The following is a 20,879-nucleotide window of genomic DNA, read 5'->3' on the forward strand; positions in this document are numbered from 1 at the left end:
CGCCGGCCTCCTGATCATGCCAGGATGTCCGCCATGACGGACACCCCGGAGTCCCGCTCACCGGTGCGCGGGATTCGGCTCGGCCTGGCGCTGCCGCAGTACGGCGCGCTCGCCGACCCCGCGGCCGTCGCGCGCTTCGCGACCGCGGCCGAAGACCTCGGGTTCGGCTCGCTGTGGGTCGGCGACCGGATCCTCACGCCGCGCGAGCCGTCGGACCTGTACCCGGGTGGCGGCACACCGGAACACCCGTACCCGAAGGAGTTCGAGACCTTCGCGGACCCGTTCACGACGCTGGCGACCGCGGCCGCCGTGACCCGCACGGCCCGCCTGGGCATGAGCGCGCTGACCGGCCCGGTGTACTCCCCGGTGCTGCTCGCCCGCGCCCTGACCTCGCTCGACCTGGCCAGCGGCGGCCGGCTCGACGTCGGTCTCGGGCTCGGCTGGCTGCGCGAGGAGTACTTCGCGACCGGCGTGCCCTGGGAGGGTCGCGGCAAGCGACTCGAGGACGTCCTCGACGCGCTCGAGGCGCTGTGGACCGGCGACCCGGTGGCGCACGAGGGCCCGCAGTGGCGGATCGCGCCGTCGACGGTGGGCCTGCGCACGGCGCAGCACCCGCGGCCGCCGGTGCTGCTGGGCGGGTTCTCGCCGCCGGCGCTGGCCCGGATCGGCCGCCGCGCGGATGGCTGGCTGGCGGGCTGGATGCCGCGTCAGTACCTGGCCGGGCTCTGGTCGGTCGCGCTCGAAGCGGCCGAAAAGGCCGGTCGCGACCCCGGCGCGCTGCGGCGCGTGCTGCGGATCAACCCGCGCGCGGGCACCGGGGTCGAGACGGTCACGGACGTGCCGGCCTGCCTGGACGTGGCCCGCGAGGAGGGCATCGCGGAGGTCCTGGTCGACCTGCACTACGTCGCGAAGGACGTCGACCACGCCCTGGAGCTGGCGGCCGAACTGATCGCCTGAGCGGCTCAGCTCTCGCTGTCGGCGAGGGCGGCGAGCGCCTGCGCCTTGGCCGCGTACTTCCAGTTCGCGAGGTCGCGGATCGTCTTGATCTTCAGTTCGGCGAGCAGCTCGTCGTGCTTCGGCGTGAGCCCCTCGAGCGCGGACGGCGGCGCGTCCAGCAGCTCCTTGATCGACTTGTCCTCGTACGCCTTGTCGACGAGTTTGTTCAGGTTCAGGCCCACGGCGCTTCCTGCCTTTCTCGGTTCGACTTCGGAACGGGCCCCACCCTCGCTGTGATCCGCGTCGCACGCAACCGTCGTGTCCCCCACACAGGGTCGCCCACCCAAAACCTGATAGTTCTAGTACAGTTAGAACTATGCTCGTGCGGATCGACCCGGCTTCGACCGTCCCGCTCTTCGAACAGGTGGCGGCGTCGCTGCGCCGCGCCCTCGGGGACGGCAGCCCGGCGCCGGGCGAACAGCTGCCGCCCGCCCGTGAGCTCGCGGCGGCACTCGAAATCAACGTCCACACCGTGTTGCGGGCGTACGCGCTCCTTCGCGACGAAGGCCTCATCGACCTGCGGCGACGCCGGGGCGCCGTCGTGCTCGGCGGGGCGTCGGCGCGGGCACGCCTGGCCGAGCTGGCCGGCGAGCTGGCCGGGGAAGCCAAGCGCGCGGGCGTCGGGTTCGAGGAGCTCACCGGGATCCTTAAGGAGAAGTACTCATGAGCAAGCTGATCCGGGTCCTCACCGCGACGGCCGTGCTGCCGGGCGCGGTGCTCGTCACCGCCGGGCTCCTCGCGAACGCCTGGGCCGGCCGGCTGCCCGACCCCATCGCGACGCACTGGAACGGCGCGCCGAACGGCTCCACGCCGGTCGCGCTCTTCACCACCGTCTGCCTGGCGCTCGGCGCGGTCGCGACGGTGCTCCTCGCGACCACAGCTGTCACCGCGCTTCGTCGCGGGCGGCCGGTCCCGCGCATCACCGTCGGCGTCGGCGCCGCGTTCGCCTCGCTGGCGCCGGCCACGCTGCTCTCGGTGCTCGTGCCCAACCTCGACGTGCCGGACTGGCACGCGGCCCGCGCCGGGGCCGTCGTGGTGCTGTTCCTGCTGGGCTCGGCCGTGGTCGGCGTCGTGGCCGCGGTGGTCGGCGGCCTGCCGTCGCCGGTGCTCGAAACCAGCTCCGAGCGGCCGAGCGTCGGCCTGCGGCCCGGCCAGCGCGCGTACTGGTCGGGCCGGGCGGAGAACCCGGCGATGCTCTGGTGGCTCGTCGCGGTTCCCGCCGCCATCGCCTTCGTGCCCGCCGGCCTCACCTGGCCGATGGCGATCTGGATCGCGCTCGTCGCCGGGTTCGTCGCCGCGATGACCTACCGCCTGAAGGCGACCGTCGACGCCAAGGGCGTGACGATCCGGTTCGGCCTCGGCTTCCCGTGGCGGCACATCGCGTTGAGCCACCTTCGTGAGGCGACCACGCGGGAGCTTTCCACGTTCGGCGACACCGGGCTCGGCCTGCGGTTCAACCCGGTAACCGGCACGACCGCGTACAAGGTGCGTGGTGGCCCCGCCCTCGTGTTGTCCCTCGCGAGCGGGCGGACCGTGCTGGTGAGCGTGGACGATCCGGAGACCGGCGCTGGGCTGGTGAACGATCTGCTCGCGCAGCGCGTCACCCGGATTGACTAGGTCCGCGCGGGAGCGGGACCGGTAGAAACGAACGAGTGGCGAACAAGGGTGGCTGTCTCGTGCTTGTGCTCGTGGCCGGGTTGCTGGCCTTCGGGTACTACAAGTGGCAGCACGGGTCTTCTTCCGCGCCGCCCGACGGTGCGGACACCGGGGGTGGCAGTGGGCGGTACGTCGCTCTCGGTGATTCCTATACGTCCTCGCCGCGTACTGGGCGGCAGGTGGGGACTCCGGTCGGGTGTGCGCGCTCCGATGACAACTATCCGCACCTTGTCTCCGCGAAGCTGAAGCCTGCTGAGTTTGCCGACGTCAGCTGTGGTGGGGCTACTACTGCCAACTTGACCTCTGCGCAGCGGACCTCGAACGGGACCAATCCGCCGCAGCTCGACGCGGTGAACGCTCGGACGACGCTGGTCACGCTCGGTATCGGTGGGAACGATGTCGGGTTTCTTCAGCTGGCTTCTTCTTGTGCGACCGCTCATCCCTCCTCGTCGCCTTGCAAGGATCGGCTCACTGCCGGTGGGCGTGATCAGCTTGCCGAGCGGATCGATGCCGCTGCTCCCGTCGTTGGCTCCGCTTTGGATCGGATTCATGCCAAGGCTCCGCGGGCGCGGGTCGTTGTGGTCGGGTATCCGACCGTTCTTCCCGATGGGGATGGGTGTTGGCCTGTGCTGCCTGTCGGGGCCGGCGATGTTGCTTATTTTCGTGAGGCGCTCGGGAAGTTGAACAAGATGCTTGAGGACCAGGCTGATGGGCATCGGGCTGGTTATGCCGATACCGCTACTCCTGGGAAGGGGCGGGATGTCTGTTCCGCTTCCGACCGGCGGTGGGTCGAGGGGGTCTTGCCCGCTTCGCCCGCTGCTCCGCTGCATCCCAATGCTCGGGGGGAGCAGGGGATGGCTGATGCCGTGCTCGCTCTGCTGCCGGTCTCGTAGGGGTCCTTCCGGCACCCCGAAGCTTTGATTGTGACTACGGCCGGCAGCACCGCGTCAAGGCGGGAAAGCGTGCCTTGACCCGGCGCCGCCGGCCGTGTTTTGGCTTCGGATCGGGGTGCGGGAGGGTCTGGGTGCTCTTCGGTTCCGGTTCTCGGGTTCCTTGCGGCTTCTAGACGCGCACCAAGGCCTGTGGCTTGCCCAGGACCGTCTTGCCGTCGAACTTCACCACCAGGTCGATGCGGGCGATGCCGTCTTCCTTGAGTTCACCCACCTTGCCTGTGATCTCCACCAGTGCGCCCTCGGGGGTGTTGGGCACCACGACCGGGCGGGTGAAGCGGGCGCTGAAGTCCACCAGGCGGCCTGGGTCGCCCAGCCAGTCCGTCACGACGCGGCCGGCCACCGCCATCGTCAACATGCCGTGTGCGATGACGTCCGGGAGGCCTACCTCCTTCGCGAACGTCTCGTTCCAGTGGATCGGGTTGAAGTCCAGTGCCGCGCCCGCGTAGCGCACCAGCTGCTCGCGGGTGATGCGGACCTCCAGGGGAGCCAGCTCGTCTCCGACGTTCACGCGTCCTCCCCCCGCACCACGAGCTGGGCGCGCGTGGTGGCGATGTGCGCGCCGTCGGCGTCGGTGATCTCGGCGCGCAGGTTGATGAAGTCGTTGCCCGCCCTGGCCATGATCCGGTCGATGTGCGTGGTCAGCAGCAGCTCGTCGCCGGCGTGGGCCGGGCGCGTGTAGCTGAACTGCTGGTCGCCGTGGACCATGCGGGAGTAGTCGAGGCCCAGCTCCGGGTCGGTGACGATCGCGTTGATCGACGCCAGGTTGATGATCGTGAGGAACGTCGGGGGTGCGATCACGTCCGGGTAGCCGGCCGCTTTCGCGGCTTCGGGATCGCGGAAGAGCGGGTTCGCGTCGCCGATCGCGTCGGCGAACTCCCGGATCTTCTCCCGGCTCACTTCATAGCTTGACCGCGGCGGGTAGACCCGCCCGGTGAACGACTCGTCCAAGGGCACCCGAGGAGGCTACCAACAGCAAGAAGCCGCCCTGGTGGTCCAGGGCGGCTTCTCGAAGCTGGTGAGAACGCGCTACTCAGCGGGTCTCTTTGTGAGTCCGGTGCGTACCGCAGTTCGGGCAGAACTTCTTCATCTCCAGGCGATCCGGGTTGTTGCGCCGGTTCTTCTTGGTGATGTAGTTGCGGTGCTTGCACTCTTCGCACGCCAGCGTGATCTTGGGTCGCACGTCGGTGGCAGCCACAGCGTTTCCTTCTCTCTCAGGTCCGGGGGCCAGCCCCGTCGTTACCGCGTAGCGGTGGCCGGACTTGAACCGGCGACACAGCGATTATGAGCCGCTTGCTCTGCCAACTGAGCTACACCGCCCTTACATGACCCAAGCCGCGACACGCAGGCGTGACGCGGCTGAGGTCGTGAGCCCCTTTACGGAATCGAACCGTAGACCTTCTCCTTACCATGGAGACGCTCTGCCGACTGAGCTAAAGGGGCCTGGCCTCTCGCGAGGACTTGGAAAGATTAGCAAGCCCCGTCACCCCGTCGTGCAACCGGGGTCCCCTTAGCACAAAACCTCAGGTCAGCAGCGTAAGCACGGTCTCCGAGTGCCGCCCCGGCGAGCGCGCCGTGCGGGCCTGCAGCCACGCCTCGAGGCGGTCCTCCGGCAGCGGCCGCGAGATCAGGTAGCCCTGCGCGACGTCACAGCCCATCGCCTCCAGCTGGTCGCGGGCGACGTCCTCCTCGACACCTTCCGCCACCACCGTCAGGCCGAGCGAGTGCCCCAGCTCGACGATCGACCGCACCACCGCGAGGTCGCCGAGATCGGTGCCCATGCCCAGGACGAAGCTCTTGTCGATCTTGACCTGGTCGACCGGCAGCTGCCGCAGGTAGGCCAGCGACGAGTAGCCCGTGCCGAAGTCGTCCACCGCGAGCGTGATGCCCAGCGAGTGCAGCTCGCGCAGGATCGGCAGCGCCTTCTGCGGGTCGGACATCACGCCGGACTCGGTCAGCTCGAACGTCAGCAGCTCCGGCGGGATGCCGTAGTGCTCCAGCTCGCGGGCCACCTTGTTCGGGAAGTCCTCGTCGGCGAGGTTGCGCACCGACAGGTTGACCGCGACCGAGATCCGCAGGCCCTCGTCGAGCCACTTGCGGCAGCGCTTGAGCGCCTCGCCGAGCACGAAACCCGTCAGGACGCCGATCAGGCCGGCCGCCTCGATGGCCGGGACGAACTCGTCCGGGCCGAGCCGGCCGAACTCCGGGTGCACCCAGCGGACCAGCGCCTCGACGCCGGCCACCTGCCGGTTCGGCAGGGTGATCTTCGGCTGGTAGTGGACGCTGACCTGGCCGTCCTCCAGGGACTGCCGGAACTGCGTGACCATCTGGAAGCGGCGCAGGAAGATCTGGCCCATGCTCGGCACGTAGCCGCGGACCTCTTCGCCGCCCTTCGTGGCGCGGACGGCGACGTCGGCGCGCTGCAGCAGGCCTTCGATGTCGACGACGTCGCCGGACTCCTCGGGCGTCGTCGTCGCGTAGCCGATGATCGCGTTCGCCTCGACCGAAAGCCGGTCCACCGGGTACGGCGCGGAAAGCTCCTCGCGCAGCCGTTCCGCCGCGTGGTGGGCGTCCTCCGGCGGGCAGCCGACGAGCAGCGCCGCGAACGACGCGCCTTCGAGCCGGGCGAGCGGGACGTCGGGGCCGAGCGCGTCGCGGATGCGGCGGCCGGCGGCGATCACCATCCGGTCGGCCCACGCGTAGCCCAGCGCGTCGCTGACCGTGGAGAAGACGTCGAGGTCGATCCGCAGCACGACCGCGTTGGCGAAGTCCCGCAGCGGCTCCTTCGCCACCTGCCGGAAGCCCGGCCGGTTGAGGTGCCCGGTGAGCGGGTCGTGGTAGGCGTCGTGGCGCAGGGTGGCCAGCAGCCGGCGGTTGTCCAGCGACGTCGCGAGGTGGCTGGCCATCGTGCCGAGCAGCTGGACGTCGTACTTGCCGAAACCACGCCAGCGCGACAGCCGGTCGTGCGCCTCGACGACGCCGAGCAGCTGGTTGGCGCTGCGCAGCGGGACGACTAGCGCCTCCTGCGCGCCGCGGTCGAGCAGCGCGGCGCGGACGTCGGGGTTGGCCTCGGTGATCCGGAAGTGGCGGACGTGCGCGCCGGGCAGCCGCAACAGCGGGTCGTCGGCCGCCGGGTCGGCGACCGGGAGGTCATCGCCGGCCACGACGACCCGCATGACGTCCTTCGGTTCGAGCCGCAGCCGCAGCACGACGCGGCCCGCGGCCAGCTGGTCCTTGATGCGCTCGGCGATCGTGGCCCATTCGCGGACGTCGACGCCGCCGACGAGCTCGTCCGCGCGGCTGGCCGGGCGCGCCGCGGCCTGCTGACCCGAGCGGGCCACCATCAGGCTGACGTCGGAGAGCGCCTCCATGTCCCGCTGCTCGCGCAGCAGGTCCGAGTACGCCCAGTAGAGCGCGGTAAGGCCGAGGAAGACGGCGAGCACCAGCGGCCACGCCTTGGGCGTGGTCGAGATGACGAGGTAGCCGGACAGGCCGACCGAGGCGTTGACGAACCCGACGACCAGGATCCGCGCGGTGAGCCGGACCGCGGTGCTGACCCGCATCCGGCGGCGCAGGACGCGCACCGCGGCCAGCGCGAGCAGCGTGCTCACCAGCGGCGCGGTCAGCGTGCCGGCCAGGGCGGCGACCCACGGGATCTTGTCGCCGGCGCCCGCGCCGACGGCGAACTTCACCAGCCCGGCGACCGCGAAGGCGCCGGTGATCTCGAGCAGGAACGCGCCCGCGTTGTAGAGGACGCGGCCGGCGACCTTCCGGGCGAGCAGCGTGCCGATGCCGGCGACCAGGTGCGCGGCCAGCACTACTTCGAAGGGCGCGACGAAGAACCCGATGACGAGCGGGATCTCGGTGAAGGAGATGGTCCACGAGATGCCGCTGCGGACGTCGACGTTGATGCCGAGCTGTTCGGCGAGCAGGAAGGCGACGGCGAGGACCGGCCCGATCCACAGGAGACGGCTGTCCCAGTGGAACGGCAGCCACGAGCCGACCGCGAACGCGGCGACGAGCCCGAGGCTCAGCACCGCGAAGGTGTACGCGCGGAACCGGCGTTCGTCCGTGCGGGCTTCGACGGAAACGGGCGGTGTCCCGGAAGCGGCTCCCGGCCCGGGCTTCGCCTGCGCGACGGCGTCGCCGTGGGCGTTGGTGTCCGGCATCCGACCTTCCCTCCCGGCTTGTCCACCGGTGCTGATCCGTGACTTCGGGTGTGGACAAGGGCCATACCGTACCCCGTAGGGCGTACCCGTGTCCCTTTCGAGACAGTAAGAGATCACCCCAGGGTTAACAATGCCTCGACGGCGCTGACCTGCGTGGACCAAGGGGTGAAAGGTCGGGTGTCTTCCGCCTTGCCGGTTCTCTTCGCACGAAGAGCCGGGTAGCGCTTCAATGTGCCCATGCACAGCGATGTGATTGCCACCGAACACGCGGCGCGGCTCGCGGCGGTGGACTCCCTGCTCCCCGGTTCTTCTTCCTTCGAGGCAGCCGAAAACGCGGTGGTGCTGGAGGTCGCGACGGGTGAGTCCGCCGCCTCCGCCCTCGCCTCGCGCATCCAGGTCGACCAGGACGCGCCGAACGCGCCGTGGCGGGCGCTGACCGAGCACCGGCTCGACCTCCAGCTGGCCGGCCCGCAGCCGGCGGCCGCCCTCGACGCCCTCCTCACCCGATGGGATGAACATCTGCGCGCGGTCGCCGAGCCCGGCGACACCGAGACCGCGGCGATCGTCCCGCGGGCGAGCCGGGACGCGGACGGCGCGCGCGAAATGCTGCACCACGGGTTCGCGCCGCTGCGCGTGATCGCCGTGCGGCCGGCCGAGCGCATGATCCCGGCCGGCCCGCGCGGGACCCCCGGCGTCAAGATCCGCCGCGCCGAGCCCGGCGACCTCGAAACCGTCGTCGCGCTGGGCCTGGAGCTGCACTCCTACGACGCCCAGTACGGCACGGTCAACCTGCGCAAGGGCGTCGAGGACATCATGGCCAAGGACCTCGCCGAGCAGCTGGAGCGCCCGGAGCCGCCACTGTGGATCGCCGAGCTCTACGGCCGTCCGCTCGGCATGGTGAACGTCCAGCACCCGGGCGAGACCGGCTGGATCAGCGACCGGGTCGCGGCGGACCGCGTCGGCTACCTGTCGTCGCTGGCCGTCGCGAAGGAGGCGCGCTCCTCCGGTGTCGGCACCGCGCTGGCCGCCCACGCCCACCAGGTGCTGGACGAGGAGGGCGCCGACGTCGTCCTCCTGCACCACGCGGCGGCGAACCCGCTGTCGACGCCGTTCTGGTACGCGCAGGGCTACCGGCCGCTGTGGACGTACTGGCAGCGTCGACCAGCCGTTCGGTGAGCCACTGGCGGATTACCGCAGGTGCGGTGGGTCGATAGGCTGGCTCCCGGAGAGCGAGGGGAGCCGGAAGTGACCGATCAGCGGGATTCCGCGCCGAGAGCGCCCGAAGGGGTCGACACGGAGAAGCCGTCGGCGGCCCGGATCTACGACTGGTACCTGGGTGGCACCCAGAACTGGGCCGTGGACCGCGAGTTCGGCCGGCGCATGGAGCAGCAGTGGCCGCTCGTGCGCCCCGGCTCGAAGCAGAACCGCGAGTTCATGAACCGCGCAGTCCGGGCGGCGCTGCGGGCCGGGATCCGGCAGTTCATCGACCTCGGCTCCGGTGTCCCGACGGCCGGGAACGTGCACGAGGTCGTCGAGGCGGAGCTGCCCGAGGACCACGACGCGAAGGTCGTCTACGTCGACTACGAGCCGGTCGCGGTCGCGCACGCGACGCTGATCCTCGAAGAGGAGATGGCGACCGACTGGGCCGGCATCGTCCAGGCGGACATGCGGGACGCGAAGGCCGTGCTGCGGGCGGCGGAGACGAAACGGCTCGTCGACTTCTCCCAGCCGGTCTGCTTGATCATGGCGGCGGTGCTGCACTTCGTCGGACCGGACGACGACCCGGACGGCCTGCTGGCGACGTACCGCAACGCGCTCGCCCCGGGCAGCTGGCTGGCGATCTCGCAGATGAGCGAGGGCGACGGCAGCGGCGCGACGCTGGACGGGCTGCGCTGGTTCGTCGAGCAGTACCGGAAGACGAGCAACCCGGTGTGGCTGCGCGACCGCGAAGAGATCGAGCCGCTGTTCGGCGACTGGGCCCTGCTGGAGCCGGGCATCGTGCACCTGCCGGACTGGCGGCCCGACCGGAAGATCAACGCGCTGGAGGCGGAGGCCCGCCCGTACGCGTGGTGCGCCGTCGCGGAGAAGCCCGGCGCCTGAGCGAAGGAGCGCCGATCGCTCCGGCCGGGGTGGACATCGAGAAACCGCGCCGTCGCATGTCTTGACCTGAGCTTTTCGTGATCGCTGTGGGCGAACGCACTCCGGGAAACAAACCCGACCATCGGAGAGTTGAGCTAGGCAGACTCAACTACACGAGGAGTGCACATGTCCGACACCCGCCTCCTGCCCGTGCTCCCGCTCGATGACGACGTCGTGCTGCCGGGCATGGTCGTCCCGCTCGACCTGACCGAGACCGAGACGCGAGCCGCGGTGGAGTCCGCCCAGGCCAAGACGCCGAGCCAGGCGTCCTTCCCCGGCATCCGGTCCACCGGCGCGAGCAAGGCCGAGGTCCTGATCGTCCCGCGCGTCCACGGTGAGTACGCCGAGTACGGCACCGTCGCGACGGTCGAGCGCATCGGCCGCGTGCCCGGCGGCAAGGCCGCCGTGCTGCTGCGCGGCACGACCCGCGCGCTCGTCGGCCGGATCGCCGACGGCCCCGGCGCCGCCCGCTGGGTGCACGCCGAGGACGCCACCGAGACCACCGACGAGCAGACCGCGAAGCTCGCGGCCGAGTACAAGGCCGTCGTCATCTCGATCCTGCAGCAGCGCGGCGGCTGGCAGCTGATCGACGCCGTCCAGCAGGTCGAGGACGCCTCCGCGATCGCCGACCTGTCCGGCAACGCGCCGTACCTCGACACCGACCAGAAGCTCACCCTGCTGTCCACTTTGGACGTCAGCGCGCGGCTGGCGCAGGCGCTCGAGTGGAGCAAGGAACACCTGGCCGAGCTCGAAGTCACCGACACGATCCGCAAGGACGTCGCCGAGGGCATGGAGAAGCAGCAGAAGGAGTTCCTGCTGCGCCGCCAGCTCGAGGCCATCCGCAAGGAGCTCGGCGAGCTCGACGGCACCGCTGACGAGACGGACTACCGCGCCCGCGTCGAGGGCGCCGAACTGCCCGACGCCGTCAAGAAGGCCGCACTGGCCGAAGTGGACAAGCTGGACCGCACGTCCGAGCAGTCCCCCGAGGGCGGCTGGATCCGCACCTGGCTGGACACCGTCCTGGAGCTGCCCTGGAACGAGCGCACCGAGGACAGCTACGACATCGCCGCGGCGCGTGCGGTGCTCGACGCCGACCACGCCGGCCTCGACGACGTCAAGGAACGCATCATCGAGTACTTGGCCGTGCGCAAGCGCCGCGCGGAATCGGGCCTGGGCGCGGTCGGCGGCCGTCGGTCCGGCGCCGTGCTCGCCCTCGCGGGCCCTCCCGGGGTCGGCAAGACGTCGCTGGGTGAGTCCGTCGCGAAGGCCATGGGCCGCAAGTTCGTCCGGGTCGCCCTGGGCGGCATCCGCGACGAGGCGGAGATCCGCGGTCACCGCCGCACCTACGTCGGCGCGCTGCCCGGCCGGATCGTCCGCGCCATCAAGGAAGCCGGCTCGATGAACCCGGTCGTGCTGCTCGACGAGATCGACAAGGTCGGCGCCGACTACCGCGGCGACCCGACCGCGGCGTTGCTCGAAGTGCTGGACCCGGAGCAGAACCACACGTTCCGCGACCACTACCTCGAGGTCGAGCTGGACCTGTCCGACGTCGTGTTCCTGGCGACGGCCAACGCGCTGGAGACCATCCCCGGCCCGCTGCTGGACCGGATGGAGCTCGTCACGCTGGACGGCTACACCGAGCACGAGAAGGTCACCATCGCCCGCGACCACCTGCTCCCCCGGGAGCTGGAGCGCGCCGGGCTGGGCGCCTCGGACGTGACGTTGACGGACGCCGCGTTCAGCCGGATCGCCGCCGAGTACACCCGCGAGGCGGGCGTGCGCAACGCGAACCGGACGATCGCGAAGGTGCTGCGGAAGATCACGACCAAGGTGGCGTTGGACGAGGCTTCGCTGCCGCTGACGGTGGACGCCCCGGACCTCGAGACGTACCTGGGCCGCCCGCGGCACCTGCCGGAGTCGTCGCTGCCCGCGTCGACCCAGCGGACCGCGACCCCGGGCGTGGCGACGGGCCTGGCGGTGACCGGCGCGGGCGGTGACGTCCTCTACATCGAGGCGTCACTGGCCGACGAGGAGTCCGGCGCGTCCGGGCTGCAGCTGACCGGTCAGCTCGGCGACGTGATGAAGGAGTCGGTGCAGATCGCGCTGTCCTACCTGCGTTCGCACGGCGCGGAGCTGGAGCTGCCGGTGGGTGACCTGCGCAAGCGCGGCATCCACGTGCACGTCCCGGCGGGCGCGGTCCCGAAGGACGGGCCGTCGGCGGGCGTCACGATGACGACGGCGCTGGCGTCGCTGCTCTCGGGCCGCGTGGTGAAGGCGGACGTCGCGATGACGGGTGAGGTGTCCCTGACGGGCCGCGTCCTCCCGATCGGCGGCGTGAAGCAGAAGCTGCTGGCGGCGCACCGGGCGGGGATGAAGACGGTGATCATCCCGCAGCGCAACGAGCCGGACCTCGACGACGTCCCGGCCGAGGTGCTGGCCCAGCTGGACGTGCACGCGGTGGCCAACGTCCGCGAGGTCCTGGACCTCGCCCTGACCCCGGCTTCGACGCCGGTTTCCCAGGCGGCGTAACCCCGAACTCCGCCACCCCCGGACGGCCGGTTTCCCCTTCCCCCAGGGAAACCGGCCGTTCTTCACGTGCTCAGACCGACCCGTCGACGCGCCGCGCGGCGATCAGGTAGCCGGTGCCGAGCCGGCCCTTGGCGCCACGGGCGATCGTGGCCTCCGGGTGCGCCCGCCAGCGGCGGTCCCACCGGCGCACGACCCGGTCCAGCGGCGGCACCAGCGCGGTGACGTCGTAGAACACGGTGTCCACCGGCTGCAGCCCGGCCCGCCACAGTTCGTGACGCAGCCGCCGCGGGGTGAGCGCTTCGATCCCGGTGCGGCGCGCGTCGTGGCGCCGCGGGACGTGCAGTGCTTGTTCGAGGCCGCCCAGGACGCGCCGGGCCGGCCAGTACATCCCCCATTCGACGAGCCGGTAGGGGCTGCGCGGGCTCAGCATGGTGACGACCGCGAGCCCGCCGGGTTTCACGACGCGCGCGATCTCCCGCAGCGCCGGCACGATGTCGACGTATTCGAGCACGCCCATGGCGAGCGCGGTGTCGAAACTGCCGTCGGCGAACGGCATTTCTTCGATGTCCCCGACGGCGAAGATCGCTTCTTTCCCGACGCGTCGCCGCCCGGCGTCGACCATCGCCGCCGACCGGTCGCACCCGGTGACGGTGAATGCGCCGGGCCGGTCGTCGAGCAGGTGTTCCACCATCATTCCCGGCCCGCAGCCGACGTCGAGTAGCGTGCCCTCGCGCCCGAGGAGCACTTGGTCGACGGCGTGGATCCGGGAATGGTGGTAGCGCGCGGTGGGTCCCCAGCCGCCGAACGCGGCCGCGTAGTCGGAGACGAGCTGGGCATCGGCGTACTGGACCCGTACGAGCTGCTCGCGCGTCGGGCGTTCGAGGGTCCCGGAAACCGGCATGTGCACCTCCACTGTTGTCGTGCTCGGCCTGCGGCGGCCCGCGGGCCACTGTCAGCGTCGGGACGATCGTGAAGGCCGTTACGGAATTTCCCGGGATGGGAAAAATGCGGTCGAAAGGCGGAATGAATCTTCATCCATTGCGCGGAGGAATTACGGCCGAATCGCGGGTTCTTTTACCAGGCTGCTGACTCGAGACATCTCACGCATTCCGCACATAGCTGACGAAACCTCGTTGTACAGCAGCGAAACGCGAGGTTTCCGGTAGGACAATCAACGCCCACGAAATGTCCGGGATTTGTCACTCCGGCACTGCCGTCGATAATACTCTGAGTGTTTCCGGCGGACCCGGAACACCCCGGATGGCGGTAAAAACGAAAGGGCCCCGTGACCGGCGGTCACGGGGCCCTTCGTGGGTGGCGGGTGAGGGATTCGAACCCCCGTAGGCGTAAGCCAACTGGTTTACAGCCAGTCCCCTTTGGCCACTCGGGTAACCCGCCATGGCCGGTCGCACCGGCCGGGGAGAAGCTTACCGAACGGCTCCCGGCGGGGGTCAACCGGGATACCCGGGGCTAGGCTGGGTGGCCCCTGACAAGCGAGTACGAGGTGTGAGGACACGTGGCGGATCCCTCTTTCGACGTCGTGAGCAAGGTCGACCGCCAGGAGGTGGACAACGCACTGAACCAGGCGAGCAAGGAGCTCGGCACCCGGTTCGACTTCCGCGGCACGGGCACGACGATCGCCTGGGCGGGCGAGGAAGCGATCACGGTCGAGTCCGAGACCGAGGAGCGCGCGCTGGCCGCGGTCGAGGTGTTCAAGGAGAAGCTGATCAAGCGCAGCATCTCCCTGAAGGCCTTCGAAGCGGACGAGCCGGCTCTGTCGGGCAAGGCGTACAAGATCGGCGGCAAGATCCTCCAGGGCATCGCCTCGGACAAGGCGAAGCAGATAGCGAAGTTCATCCGCGACGAAGGCCCGAAGGGCGTCCAGGCCCAGATCCAGGGCGACCAGCTGCGGGTGTCCGGGAAGAAGAAGGACCAGTTGCAGGAGGTCATCGCCCTGCTCAAGGGCAAGGACTTCGAGATCGCGCTGCAGTTCACCAACTACCGGTGACTCTCTGTCGTTGACCGGCGGGCACTCGGTTACCGGGTGTCCGCCGGAACTCGGTCGCCGCGATCAGCCGCATCCATGCGTCGCGCACCGGCAGATCTGGAGTCGCATCAGAACGGCGGTTCGTCATCTGCGAACGCGCCGCCCGAGGGCGGCGGGGCCGCACCCCAGGGGTCGGCACCGATCATCGCCTTGTCGACCCACTCATCGTGAGCCTTTGTCGTCTCCGACGTGACGAGAAAATCTCGATCAGCCCACTGCAGCCTGCCGGCTTCGCCCAACCGCTCGACGAATCGCCGCAGTGTGATCAGATCCATATTCGGACGGCGACGCGTGGGTTGCACGTACTTCTTGATCGCGCGCATTTCCTCCATGATGTCGGCAATCCCGCGCGCCTCGGAATTTTCGGAGTGGCGGAGCTGCTGGAGGTCGATCGTGTAGGTCACCGGCGTCTCCACCGGAGCGCCCGACTCGATCGTCCGCAGCATGCCCTTGAGCTGCTCTTTCGCCTCGAAGACCGAGTCGAGGTCCCGGTGGTTGACCAGGATGGTGCGGAACCCGCGAATGTCGAACGGCACGATCTGGCCGTGGGCCATCAGGTGCACGAACGGCTTCCGAACCGCGTGCCTGATCGCCAGCTCGTAGAACACATTCGGATTCTGATCGGTCAGGTCCGCCACCACCAGGTCGGCATTCAGCAGTTTGTCGATGAGCTGGGTCGTGATCTGCCCCGACTGTTCAATCAGATCCCCGCGCTGGGGCGAGTATCCGAACTCTTCCACCACCGGGCTGATGATGTGCCGGTAGACCTGGTCCGACCGCTTTCTGATGTCCGAACCGGCCGGCCCGATCGGGCAGACGACGAAACACTCTTTGCCTGACCTGCTCTTCGGGTCATCGCTCATGAGTGACAGATAACATCATCCCCTCGACACGTTACACAGTGTTGCCGTTCTGTGACGTGGCGAAGCAGCAACCAGGGTGCCCGCTCAGGACGGCGTCAGCGTCCAGCTCGCCTCGTAACCCTCCACCTTCAGATACGCCGGCCCCCGCGCGTCGCGCTCCACCTCGACGTCGCCGATCTGGTTGAGCAGCAGGTCCTGGTCCTCGTCCGACTGGATCCACAGCGCGATGTGACCCCGCGTCTTCGCCGTGAACTTGACCTTCGTCACCCCCGCCGGGATGCGCAGCACCCCGTCGCCCTTGCCCGGAGACGGCTGGCCCGCCGACGCCATCGGGAGGGCCCGGTAGTCCGTGATTGTCGCCGTCCAGGCGGCGTTCGCGTGGACCGTCACGTGCTTCGTCGGGCGGGCCGGGTACGTGTTCAGCCATGTCGTGCCCTGGTACGGGCCGATCGCGTTCACCAGGCCGTGCTCGCCGCCGTCGGTGTCGAGGATCACGTTCGCCGAGCACTTCGGGCAGTCGAACTTCAAGAAGCCCAGCTGGTCGGCCGGCCAGCTGGTCACGAACTCGCCGCTGCCCTTGCCCGTGTGCGTCTCCGTCGGCACCTCCCGCGGCACCGGCGCCGCCGAAGACGACGGAGCCGGCGGTGCGACAGCCGAACCGGCCGTCGCGGGCACGATCACGCCGTACCCCACCGGAGGCGCGCACGCGGACGCCAGCACCAACACCAGCAAGCAGGACAGCCGGACTCTCATCGTTCCCCCTCAGGACCACCGCCGGTCCTCTGGTGATCTTTCGACGGACTTTGCCGAAGCGTTACGTGAGCGATCACCCATTGGTGCGATCCAAACCTCCCGAACGTGCGACGCACGGCGTGACCGCTCCGGGCAACCGCAAAAGACGTGCTGTAATCGCGCGGTCACCGCGTGGAGAGGGTCAGGATGCGCCGTTTGCTCGCCTTGGTGCTGGCACTCACCGTGGTCTGCACGACCTTGACCCCCGCGAGCGCCGCCGAGCGCCGGCAGCTCCTGCCCGGCTACGGCTCGTACCCCCGCCTGATCCGGCTCGAACACTCGATCTTCGGCCGCGGCCGCATCATCGCCTCCCTGACCAGCGAAGACGCCAGCGGCAAGTTCACGCCGATCATGGAGAGCACCGACGAAGGCGCGTCGTTCCACCAGATCGGCGCGATCCGCGACGCCGACGGCCGCTACGGCATGTGCTGCGGCACCGTCTACGAGCTGCCGCAGCGGGTCGGCCGGCTCCGCGCGGGCACCCTGCTGTGGGCCGCCTCCTACCGGCAGGACGCCGGCGCGCAGCGGCGCGTCGGGATCAAGGTCTGGGCCAGCAAGGACGGCGGCCGCACCTGGGTCTTCCTGTCCGAAGCCGCCCGCTCGCACAACATCGACGGCATCTGGGAGCCCGAGTTCACCGTCGACGCCGGCGGCACGCTCTGGCTCCACTTCGCCGACGAGACGCAGGCGCCGAAGTACGCGCAGGTCCTCAACCGGGTCGCCTCCACCGACGGCGTCACCTGGGGCACCAAGCAGCTCACCCTGGCCATCCCGCCGGACCGCGTCCGCCCGGGCATGCCGATCATCCGCCGGCTGCCCGACGGGCGGTACTACTTCGCCTACGAGATCTGCAACTTCCGCGACCGCTACTGCGACCCGTACTTCAAGATCTCGCCCGACGGCGCCAACTGGGGCAGCCCCACCGACCCCGGCACCCGGGTGAACACGGCGAACGGCAACTACTTCCAGCACGCGCAGACGATCACGCTGTTCCCCGGCGGCCCGAACGGCGTCCGGATCGTCATGGTCGGGCAGATCTACACCAACGCGAAGGGCCAGCCGCAGCCCGGCAACGGCGAGGTCCTGCTGGCCAACGACAACTTCGGCAGCGGCAACTGGTACGAGCTGCCCGCCCCGGTGCACATCACCGGCATCTACAACAACTTCTGCCCCAACTACTCCTCGACGCTGCTACCGGTCGACGGCGGCAAGAACGTGCTGGAGATCGCGACCGAGTACAACCTCGGCTGCAAGGCCTACTTCGGCAAGGGACAGGTCTTCTAGACCCCTCTCGGCCCGTAGGGTGGGGCCGACGACGGATTTCTAGGAGGCGGTCAATGAAGGGCATCGTGCTGGCCGGAGGCAGCGGGACACGCCTGCACCCGATCACCCAGGCGGTGTCGAAGCAGCTGCTGCCCGTCTACGACAAACCGATGGTCTACTACCCGATCTCGGTGCTCATGCTGGCCGGGATCCGCGACATCCTCATCATCTCCACCCCCGCCGACCTGCCGATGTTCCGCCGGCTGCTGGGCAACGGCGACCAGTTCGGCGTCTCGTTCTCCTACGCCGAGCAGCCCAGCCCGAACGGTCTCGCCGAGGCCTTCGTCATCGGCGCGAACTTCATCGGCGACGACGACGTGGCGCTCGTGCTCGGCGACAACATCTTCTACGGCCAGGGCTTCTCCGGGCGGCTGCAGACCGCGGTCGCCGACCTCGACGGCTGCGTCCTGTTCGGGTACCCGGTCAAGGACCCGGAACGCTACGGCGTCGGCGAGGTCGACGCGGACGGCAAGCTGGTCTCCATCGAGGAGAAGCCCGCGAAGGCGCGCTCGAACAAGGCGATCACCGGGCTGTACTTCTACGACAACGAGGTCGTCGACATCGCCCGCGCGCTGTCGCCGTCGCCGCGCGGCGAGCTGGAGATCACCGACGTCAACCTCACCTACGTGCGGCAGGACCGGGCGTCGCTGGTCGACCTCGGCCGCGGTTTCGCCTGGCTGGACACCGGCACGCACGACTCGCTGCTCGAAGCCGGCCAGTTCGTGCAGGTGCTGGAGCACCGCACCGGCGTCCGCATCGCGTGCCTCGAGGAGATCGCGCTGCGGATGGGCTTCATCACTGCTTCCGAGTGCTACGCGCTGGGCGAGAAGCTGGCGAAGTCGGGCTACGGCGACTACGTGAAGGCAGTCGCCGTCGCCGCGGGCGCCTAGAAGAGCCGTTCACGCAGCGTCGTGCCGGTGTACTCGGTCCGGAAGACCCCGCGTTCCTGCAGGTGGGGGACGACTTTCTCGACGAACTCGTCGAGTCCGCCGGGGGTCAGGTGCGGCACCAGCACGAAGCCGTCGGCGGCGTCCGACTGCACGTAGTCGTCGATGGTCGAAGCCACCGTCGACGGCGTGCCGACGAACTGCTGGCGGGCCGTGGCCTCGATCACGAGCTCGCGGATGGAGAGCTTCTTCTCCTCCGCGAGCGCCCGCCACCGGCGCGCGGTCGCGACCGGGTCCTTCTCGTGCCGGACGCGCCCCCAGGTCAGCGGCTCGGCGTCCGGGTCCGGGTCGATGTCGGGCAGCGGCCCGTCGACGTCGTAGCCCGACAGGTCACGGCTCCACACCTGCTCGAGGAACTGGATCGCGGTGGCCGGGCGGACCTGCTGGAGCCGGATCTCCCGGGCGTGCTCCTCGGCTTCGGCGTCGGTGTCGCCGAGGACGAACGTCGCGGCCGGCATGATCAGCAGCTCGCCGGGCTCGCGGCCGTAGGTCGCCAGGCGGCGCTTGACGTCGTGGAAGAACGCCTGGCCGTCTTCGAGGGTGCCGTGGCGGCTGAAGATGACGTCGGCGGTCTTCGCGGCGAACTCGCGGCCTTCGTCGGAGTCGCCGGCCTGGATGACGATCGGCTGCCCCTGCGGGGTGCGCGGGAGCGTGAACTCGCCGTGGACGTCGAACTGCGGTCCACTGTGGACGAACTTGCCGGGGTCCCGCGCGAAAACACCGTTCTCCTTGTCCCCCACCAATGTCCCGGGCTGCCAGCTGTCCCACAGCTCGCGCACGGTGGCCAGGAACTCCTCGGCCCGCGCGTAGCGGTCCTCGCGCTTGAGGAAGCCGCCACGGCGGAAGTTCTGGCCGGTCCACGCGTCCGGCGACGTCACGACGTTCCACGCCGCCCGGCCGCCGGACAGGTGGTCGATGCTCGCGACCTGCCGGGCCACCTCGTAGGGCTCGTTGAACGTCGAGGACAGCGTGCCGGCCAGGCCGAGGTGCGTGGTGACGCCGGCCAGCGCCGCCAGCACGGTGGTCGTGTTGGGGCGGCCGACGACGTCGGAGTCGAGGATCTTGCCCGCGTGCTCGCGCAGCCGCAGGCCCTCGGCCAGGAAGAGGAAGTCGAACTTGCCGCGCTCGGCGGTGCGGGCGAGGTGTTCGAAGGAGGCGAAGTCGATCTGGCTGCCCGACGCCGGGTCGCTCCACACCGTCGTGTTGTTGACGCCGGGGAAGTGCGCGGCGAGCTTGATCTGCTTGGTCATCTCACGCTCCCGGGGTGACGGCGTAGGCGTTGACGGCGCGGCCGAGGCCGAGGTGCTCCCGCAGCGTCTCACCGCGGTAGGCGGTCCGGAACGCGCCGGCCGCGCGCAGGGCCGGGACGACCTCGCCGACCAGCAGGTCCAGGTCGTCAGGCAGTACGGCGGGCCGCAGGTGGAAGCCGGCGACGCCGGTCTCGGCGGCCCAGCGCGGCAGCTCGGCGGCCAGCTGCGCGGGTGTGCCGGTGAACGCGAGGCCCTCGGGCTCGAACGGCGTCAGGGCGTCGAGGTGACGCTGCCGGTCGCGCGCGCCCTGCTCGGTCTCGGCGAGCACGACCGACACCGTGGCCAGCACCTTCGCGCCGGGGAACCGGACGGCCGCGGCGCGCACGGCCTCGAGGTGGTCCGCCTTGGTCACGACGAGGTCGGCGCCGACCGCGTGCGGCGAGTCGCCGTAGACCGCGGTCACCGGGTGCCCCTGCGGCGGGCGGGGCGTGATCGAGGGGCCCTTCACGCTGAAGAAGCGCCCCTCGAAGTCGACGTAGTGCAGCTTCTCCCGGTCGATGAACCGGCCGGTGGCGGCGTCGCGGACGATCGCGTCGTCCTCCCAGCTGTCCCACAGCCGGCTGATGACGTCGAGGACCTCGGTGGTCTCCGCCTCTCCGTCCGCCGGAGACGGCGCCGGGCGGCGGCCGAAGTGCGCGGCCTCGGCGTCGGTCAGCGACGGCACCGCGAGCACGCCCGCGCGGCCGTGGCTCGCGTGGTCCAGGGTCGCGACCGACGTCGAGACGTGGAACGGCTCGGTGTGCGTGGTCGTGACGGTCGGGACCAGGCCGATCCGGCTGGTCCCCGCCGCGATGGCGGACAGCGTGAGCAGCGCGTCGAGACGGCCGCGCACGACCCCCTCGCCCCCGGACTGCAGCGCCAGCGAGTCGTCGAGGGTCACGAAGTCGAGCGAAGCCGCTTCGGCGAGCTTCGCGTACTTCAGGTAGTGACCGGAGGTGAACAACGCGGCGGGCTCGACCGCGGAGACCCGCCACGCGGCCGGGTGGTACCCGGCCCCGTCGATGGCGACGCCCAGGTGCAGCTCTGCGGAGACCATGCCTGGAGAACTCCGCGGCCAGGCCCCGGATTCCTCCTCCCACCAGCTGGGAAAAGCGCCGCTTTCACGTGAAAGCTACGCTTTGCGCTTCAAAGCGGCACTTTCATAGGGAAAGTGCCGCT

20 protein-coding genes and 3 tRNA genes are annotated in these 20,879 nt (G+C 69.9%); 10 read left to right on the top strand and 13 right to left on the bottom strand.

The window, feature by feature from the left end:
* The first annotated feature begins 33 nt into the window (after window positions 1-33).
* Complete coding sequence (locus M8542_RS20950) at window positions 34-957, top strand: TIGR03619 family F420-dependent LLM class oxidoreductase (RefSeq protein ID WP_257921895.1); 924 nt, start codon at window positions 34-36, stop codon at window positions 955-957.
* A gap of 5 nt (window positions 958-962) precedes the next feature.
* Here M8542_RS20950 and M8542_RS20955 read toward each other — a convergent pair whose 3' ends face one another.
* Entirely contained in the window at window positions 963-1,178 is a 216-nt protein-coding gene (locus tag M8542_RS20955; protein ID WP_257921896.1) for a hypothetical protein, read from the bottom strand.
* A gap of 134 nt (window positions 1,179-1,312) precedes the next feature.
* Between M8542_RS20955 and M8542_RS20960 the strand changes: the two genes are divergently transcribed.
* Genes M8542_RS20960 through M8542_RS20970 form a run of 3 tightly spaced genes read left to right on the top strand, consistent with a single transcriptional unit; the run spans window position 1,313 to window position 3,545 of the window.
* On the top strand, window positions 1,313-1,663 hold the full coding sequence (locus M8542_RS20960; RefSeq protein WP_257921897.1) for a GntR family transcriptional regulator: 351 nt from the start codon (window positions 1,313-1,315) through the stop codon (window positions 1,661-1,663).
* Window positions 1,660-2,613: a hypothetical protein gene (locus M8542_RS20965; protein ID WP_257921898.1), complete on the top strand. Its 954-nt coding sequence runs from the start codon at window positions 1,660-1,662 to the stop codon at window positions 2,611-2,613. Before M8542_RS20960 ends, M8542_RS20965 begins: the two co-directional genes overlap by 4 nt.
* Before the next feature lie 59 nt (window positions 2,614-2,672).
* Complete coding sequence (locus M8542_RS20970; RefSeq protein ID WP_257921899.1) at window positions 2,673-3,545, top strand: SGNH/GDSL hydrolase family protein; 873 nt, start codon at window positions 2,673-2,675, stop codon at window positions 3,543-3,545.
* 169 nt (window positions 3,546-3,714) lie between these two features.
* Here the strand turns inward: M8542_RS20970 and M8542_RS20975 are convergent, their stop codons facing one another.
* The 6 genes from M8542_RS20975 to M8542_RS21000 all read right to left on the bottom strand — a co-directional run bounded on the left by M8542_RS20975 (window position 3,715) and on the right by M8542_RS21000 (window position 7,771).
* Window positions 3,715-4,113, bottom strand: a complete 399-nt coding sequence (locus M8542_RS20975; protein ID WP_257921900.1) for a MaoC family dehydratase — start codon at window positions 4,111-4,113, stop codon at window positions 3,715-3,717.
* On the bottom strand, window positions 4,110-4,559 hold the full coding sequence (locus M8542_RS20980; protein WP_257921901.1) for a MaoC family dehydratase N-terminal domain-containing protein: 450 nt from the start codon (window positions 4,557-4,559) through the stop codon (window positions 4,110-4,112). The genes M8542_RS20975 and M8542_RS20980 overlap by 4 nt, the downstream gene beginning before the upstream one ends.
* Before the next feature lie 76 nt (window positions 4,560-4,635).
* Entirely contained in the window at window positions 4,636-4,800 is a 165-nt protein-coding gene (gene rpmG / locus M8542_RS20985; protein ID WP_005152047.1) for a 50S ribosomal protein L33, read from the bottom strand.
* 49 nt (window positions 4,801-4,849) lie between these two features.
* Window positions 4,850-4,922 (bottom strand) — tRNA-Met (locus tag M8542_RS20990).
* Between the two features lie 50 nt (window positions 4,923-4,972).
* Window positions 4,973-5,045 (bottom strand) — tRNA-Thr (locus M8542_RS20995).
* Window positions 5,046-5,125: 80 nt separating this feature from the next.
* Window positions 5,126-7,771 carry a putative bifunctional diguanylate cyclase/phosphodiesterase gene (locus M8542_RS21000; RefSeq protein ID WP_257921902.1) on the bottom strand — a complete coding sequence of 882 codons (2,646 nt, stop codon included), beginning with the start codon at window positions 7,769-7,771 and terminating at the stop codon, window positions 5,126-5,128.
* A gap of 237 nt (window positions 7,772-8,008) precedes the next feature.
* On the opposite strand from M8542_RS21000, the gene M8542_RS21005 reads away from it, so the two are divergent.
* From M8542_RS21005 to lon, 3 genes are all read left to right on the top strand, one after another.
* A complete protein-coding gene (locus M8542_RS21005; protein WP_257921903.1) occupies window positions 8,009-8,947 on the top strand; it encodes a GNAT family N-acetyltransferase in 939 nt (312 codons plus the stop codon).
* Between the two features lie 69 nt (window positions 8,948-9,016).
* Window positions 9,017-9,871, top strand: coding sequence for an SAM-dependent methyltransferase (locus M8542_RS21010; RefSeq protein WP_257921904.1), 855 nt, complete (start codon window positions 9,017-9,019; stop codon window positions 9,869-9,871).
* Window positions 9,872-10,036: 165 nt separating this feature from the next.
* Complete coding sequence (gene lon / locus M8542_RS21015; RefSeq protein ID WP_257921905.1) at window positions 10,037-12,439, top strand: endopeptidase La; 2,403 nt, start codon at window positions 10,037-10,039, stop codon at window positions 12,437-12,439.
* Between the two features lie 70 nt (window positions 12,440-12,509).
* Here lon and M8542_RS21020 read toward each other — a convergent pair whose 3' ends face one another.
* Together M8542_RS21020 and M8542_RS21025 are read right to left on the bottom strand one after the other, a co-directional pair.
* Window positions 12,510-13,340 (bottom strand): class I SAM-dependent methyltransferase, encoded by an 831-nt coding sequence (locus M8542_RS21020; RefSeq protein WP_257921906.1) that lies wholly within the window; start codon window positions 13,338-13,340, stop codon window positions 12,510-12,512.
* 414 nt (window positions 13,341-13,754) lie between these two features.
* Window positions 13,755-13,837 (bottom strand) — tRNA-Tyr (locus M8542_RS21025).
* 118 nt (window positions 13,838-13,955) lie between these two features.
* Here M8542_RS21025 and M8542_RS21030 point away from each other — a divergent pair.
* Window positions 13,956-14,447 carry a YajQ family cyclic di-GMP-binding protein gene (locus tag M8542_RS21030; protein ID WP_257921907.1) on the top strand — a complete coding sequence of 164 codons (492 nt, stop codon included), beginning with the start codon at window positions 13,956-13,958 and terminating at the stop codon, window positions 14,445-14,447.
* Between the two features lie 107 nt (window positions 14,448-14,554).
* Here the strand turns inward: M8542_RS21030 and M8542_RS21035 are convergent, their stop codons facing one another.
* Window positions 14,555-15,349, bottom strand: a complete 795-nt coding sequence (locus M8542_RS21035; RefSeq protein WP_257921908.1) for a hypothetical protein — start codon at window positions 15,347-15,349, stop codon at window positions 14,555-14,557.
* 84 nt (window positions 15,350-15,433) lie between these two features.
* Window positions 15,434-16,102, bottom strand: a complete 669-nt coding sequence (locus M8542_RS21040) for a hypothetical protein (protein ID WP_257921909.1) — start codon at window positions 16,100-16,102, stop codon at window positions 15,434-15,436.
* Window positions 16,103-16,288: 186 nt separating this feature from the next.
* Here M8542_RS21040 and M8542_RS21045 point away from each other — a divergent pair, with 186 nt between their 5' ends.
* Together M8542_RS21045 and rfbA are read left to right on the top strand one after the other, a co-directional pair.
* Window positions 16,289-17,425 carry a sialidase family protein gene (locus tag M8542_RS21045; protein WP_257921910.1) on the top strand — a complete coding sequence of 379 codons (1,137 nt, stop codon included), beginning with the start codon at window positions 16,289-16,291 and terminating at the stop codon, window positions 17,423-17,425.
* Window positions 17,426-17,478: 53 nt separating this feature from the next.
* Window positions 17,479-18,354, top strand: coding sequence for a glucose-1-phosphate thymidylyltransferase RfbA (gene rfbA, locus M8542_RS21050; protein WP_257921911.1), 876 nt, complete (start codon window positions 17,479-17,481; stop codon window positions 18,352-18,354).
* Here the strand turns inward: rfbA and M8542_RS21055 are convergent.
* Both M8542_RS21055 and M8542_RS21060 read right to left on the bottom strand, forming a co-directional pair.
* Window positions 18,351-19,661 (bottom strand): NtaA/DmoA family FMN-dependent monooxygenase, encoded by a 1,311-nt coding sequence (locus tag M8542_RS21055; protein WP_257921912.1) that lies wholly within the window; start codon window positions 19,659-19,661, stop codon window positions 18,351-18,353. The two genes, rfbA and M8542_RS21055, sit on opposite strands and share 4 nt — an antisense overlap.
* 1 nt (window position 19,662) lies before the next feature.
* Entirely contained in the window at window positions 19,663-20,757 is a 1,095-nt protein-coding gene (locus M8542_RS21060; protein ID WP_257921913.1) for an LLM class flavin-dependent oxidoreductase, read from the bottom strand.
* Window positions 20,758-20,879: the final 122 nt, after the last annotated feature.

This window comes from Amycolatopsis iheyensis, assembly GCF_024703995.1.
GTDB lineage: Bacteria > Actinomycetota > Actinomycetes > Mycobacteriales > Pseudonocardiaceae > Amycolatopsis > Amycolatopsis iheyensis.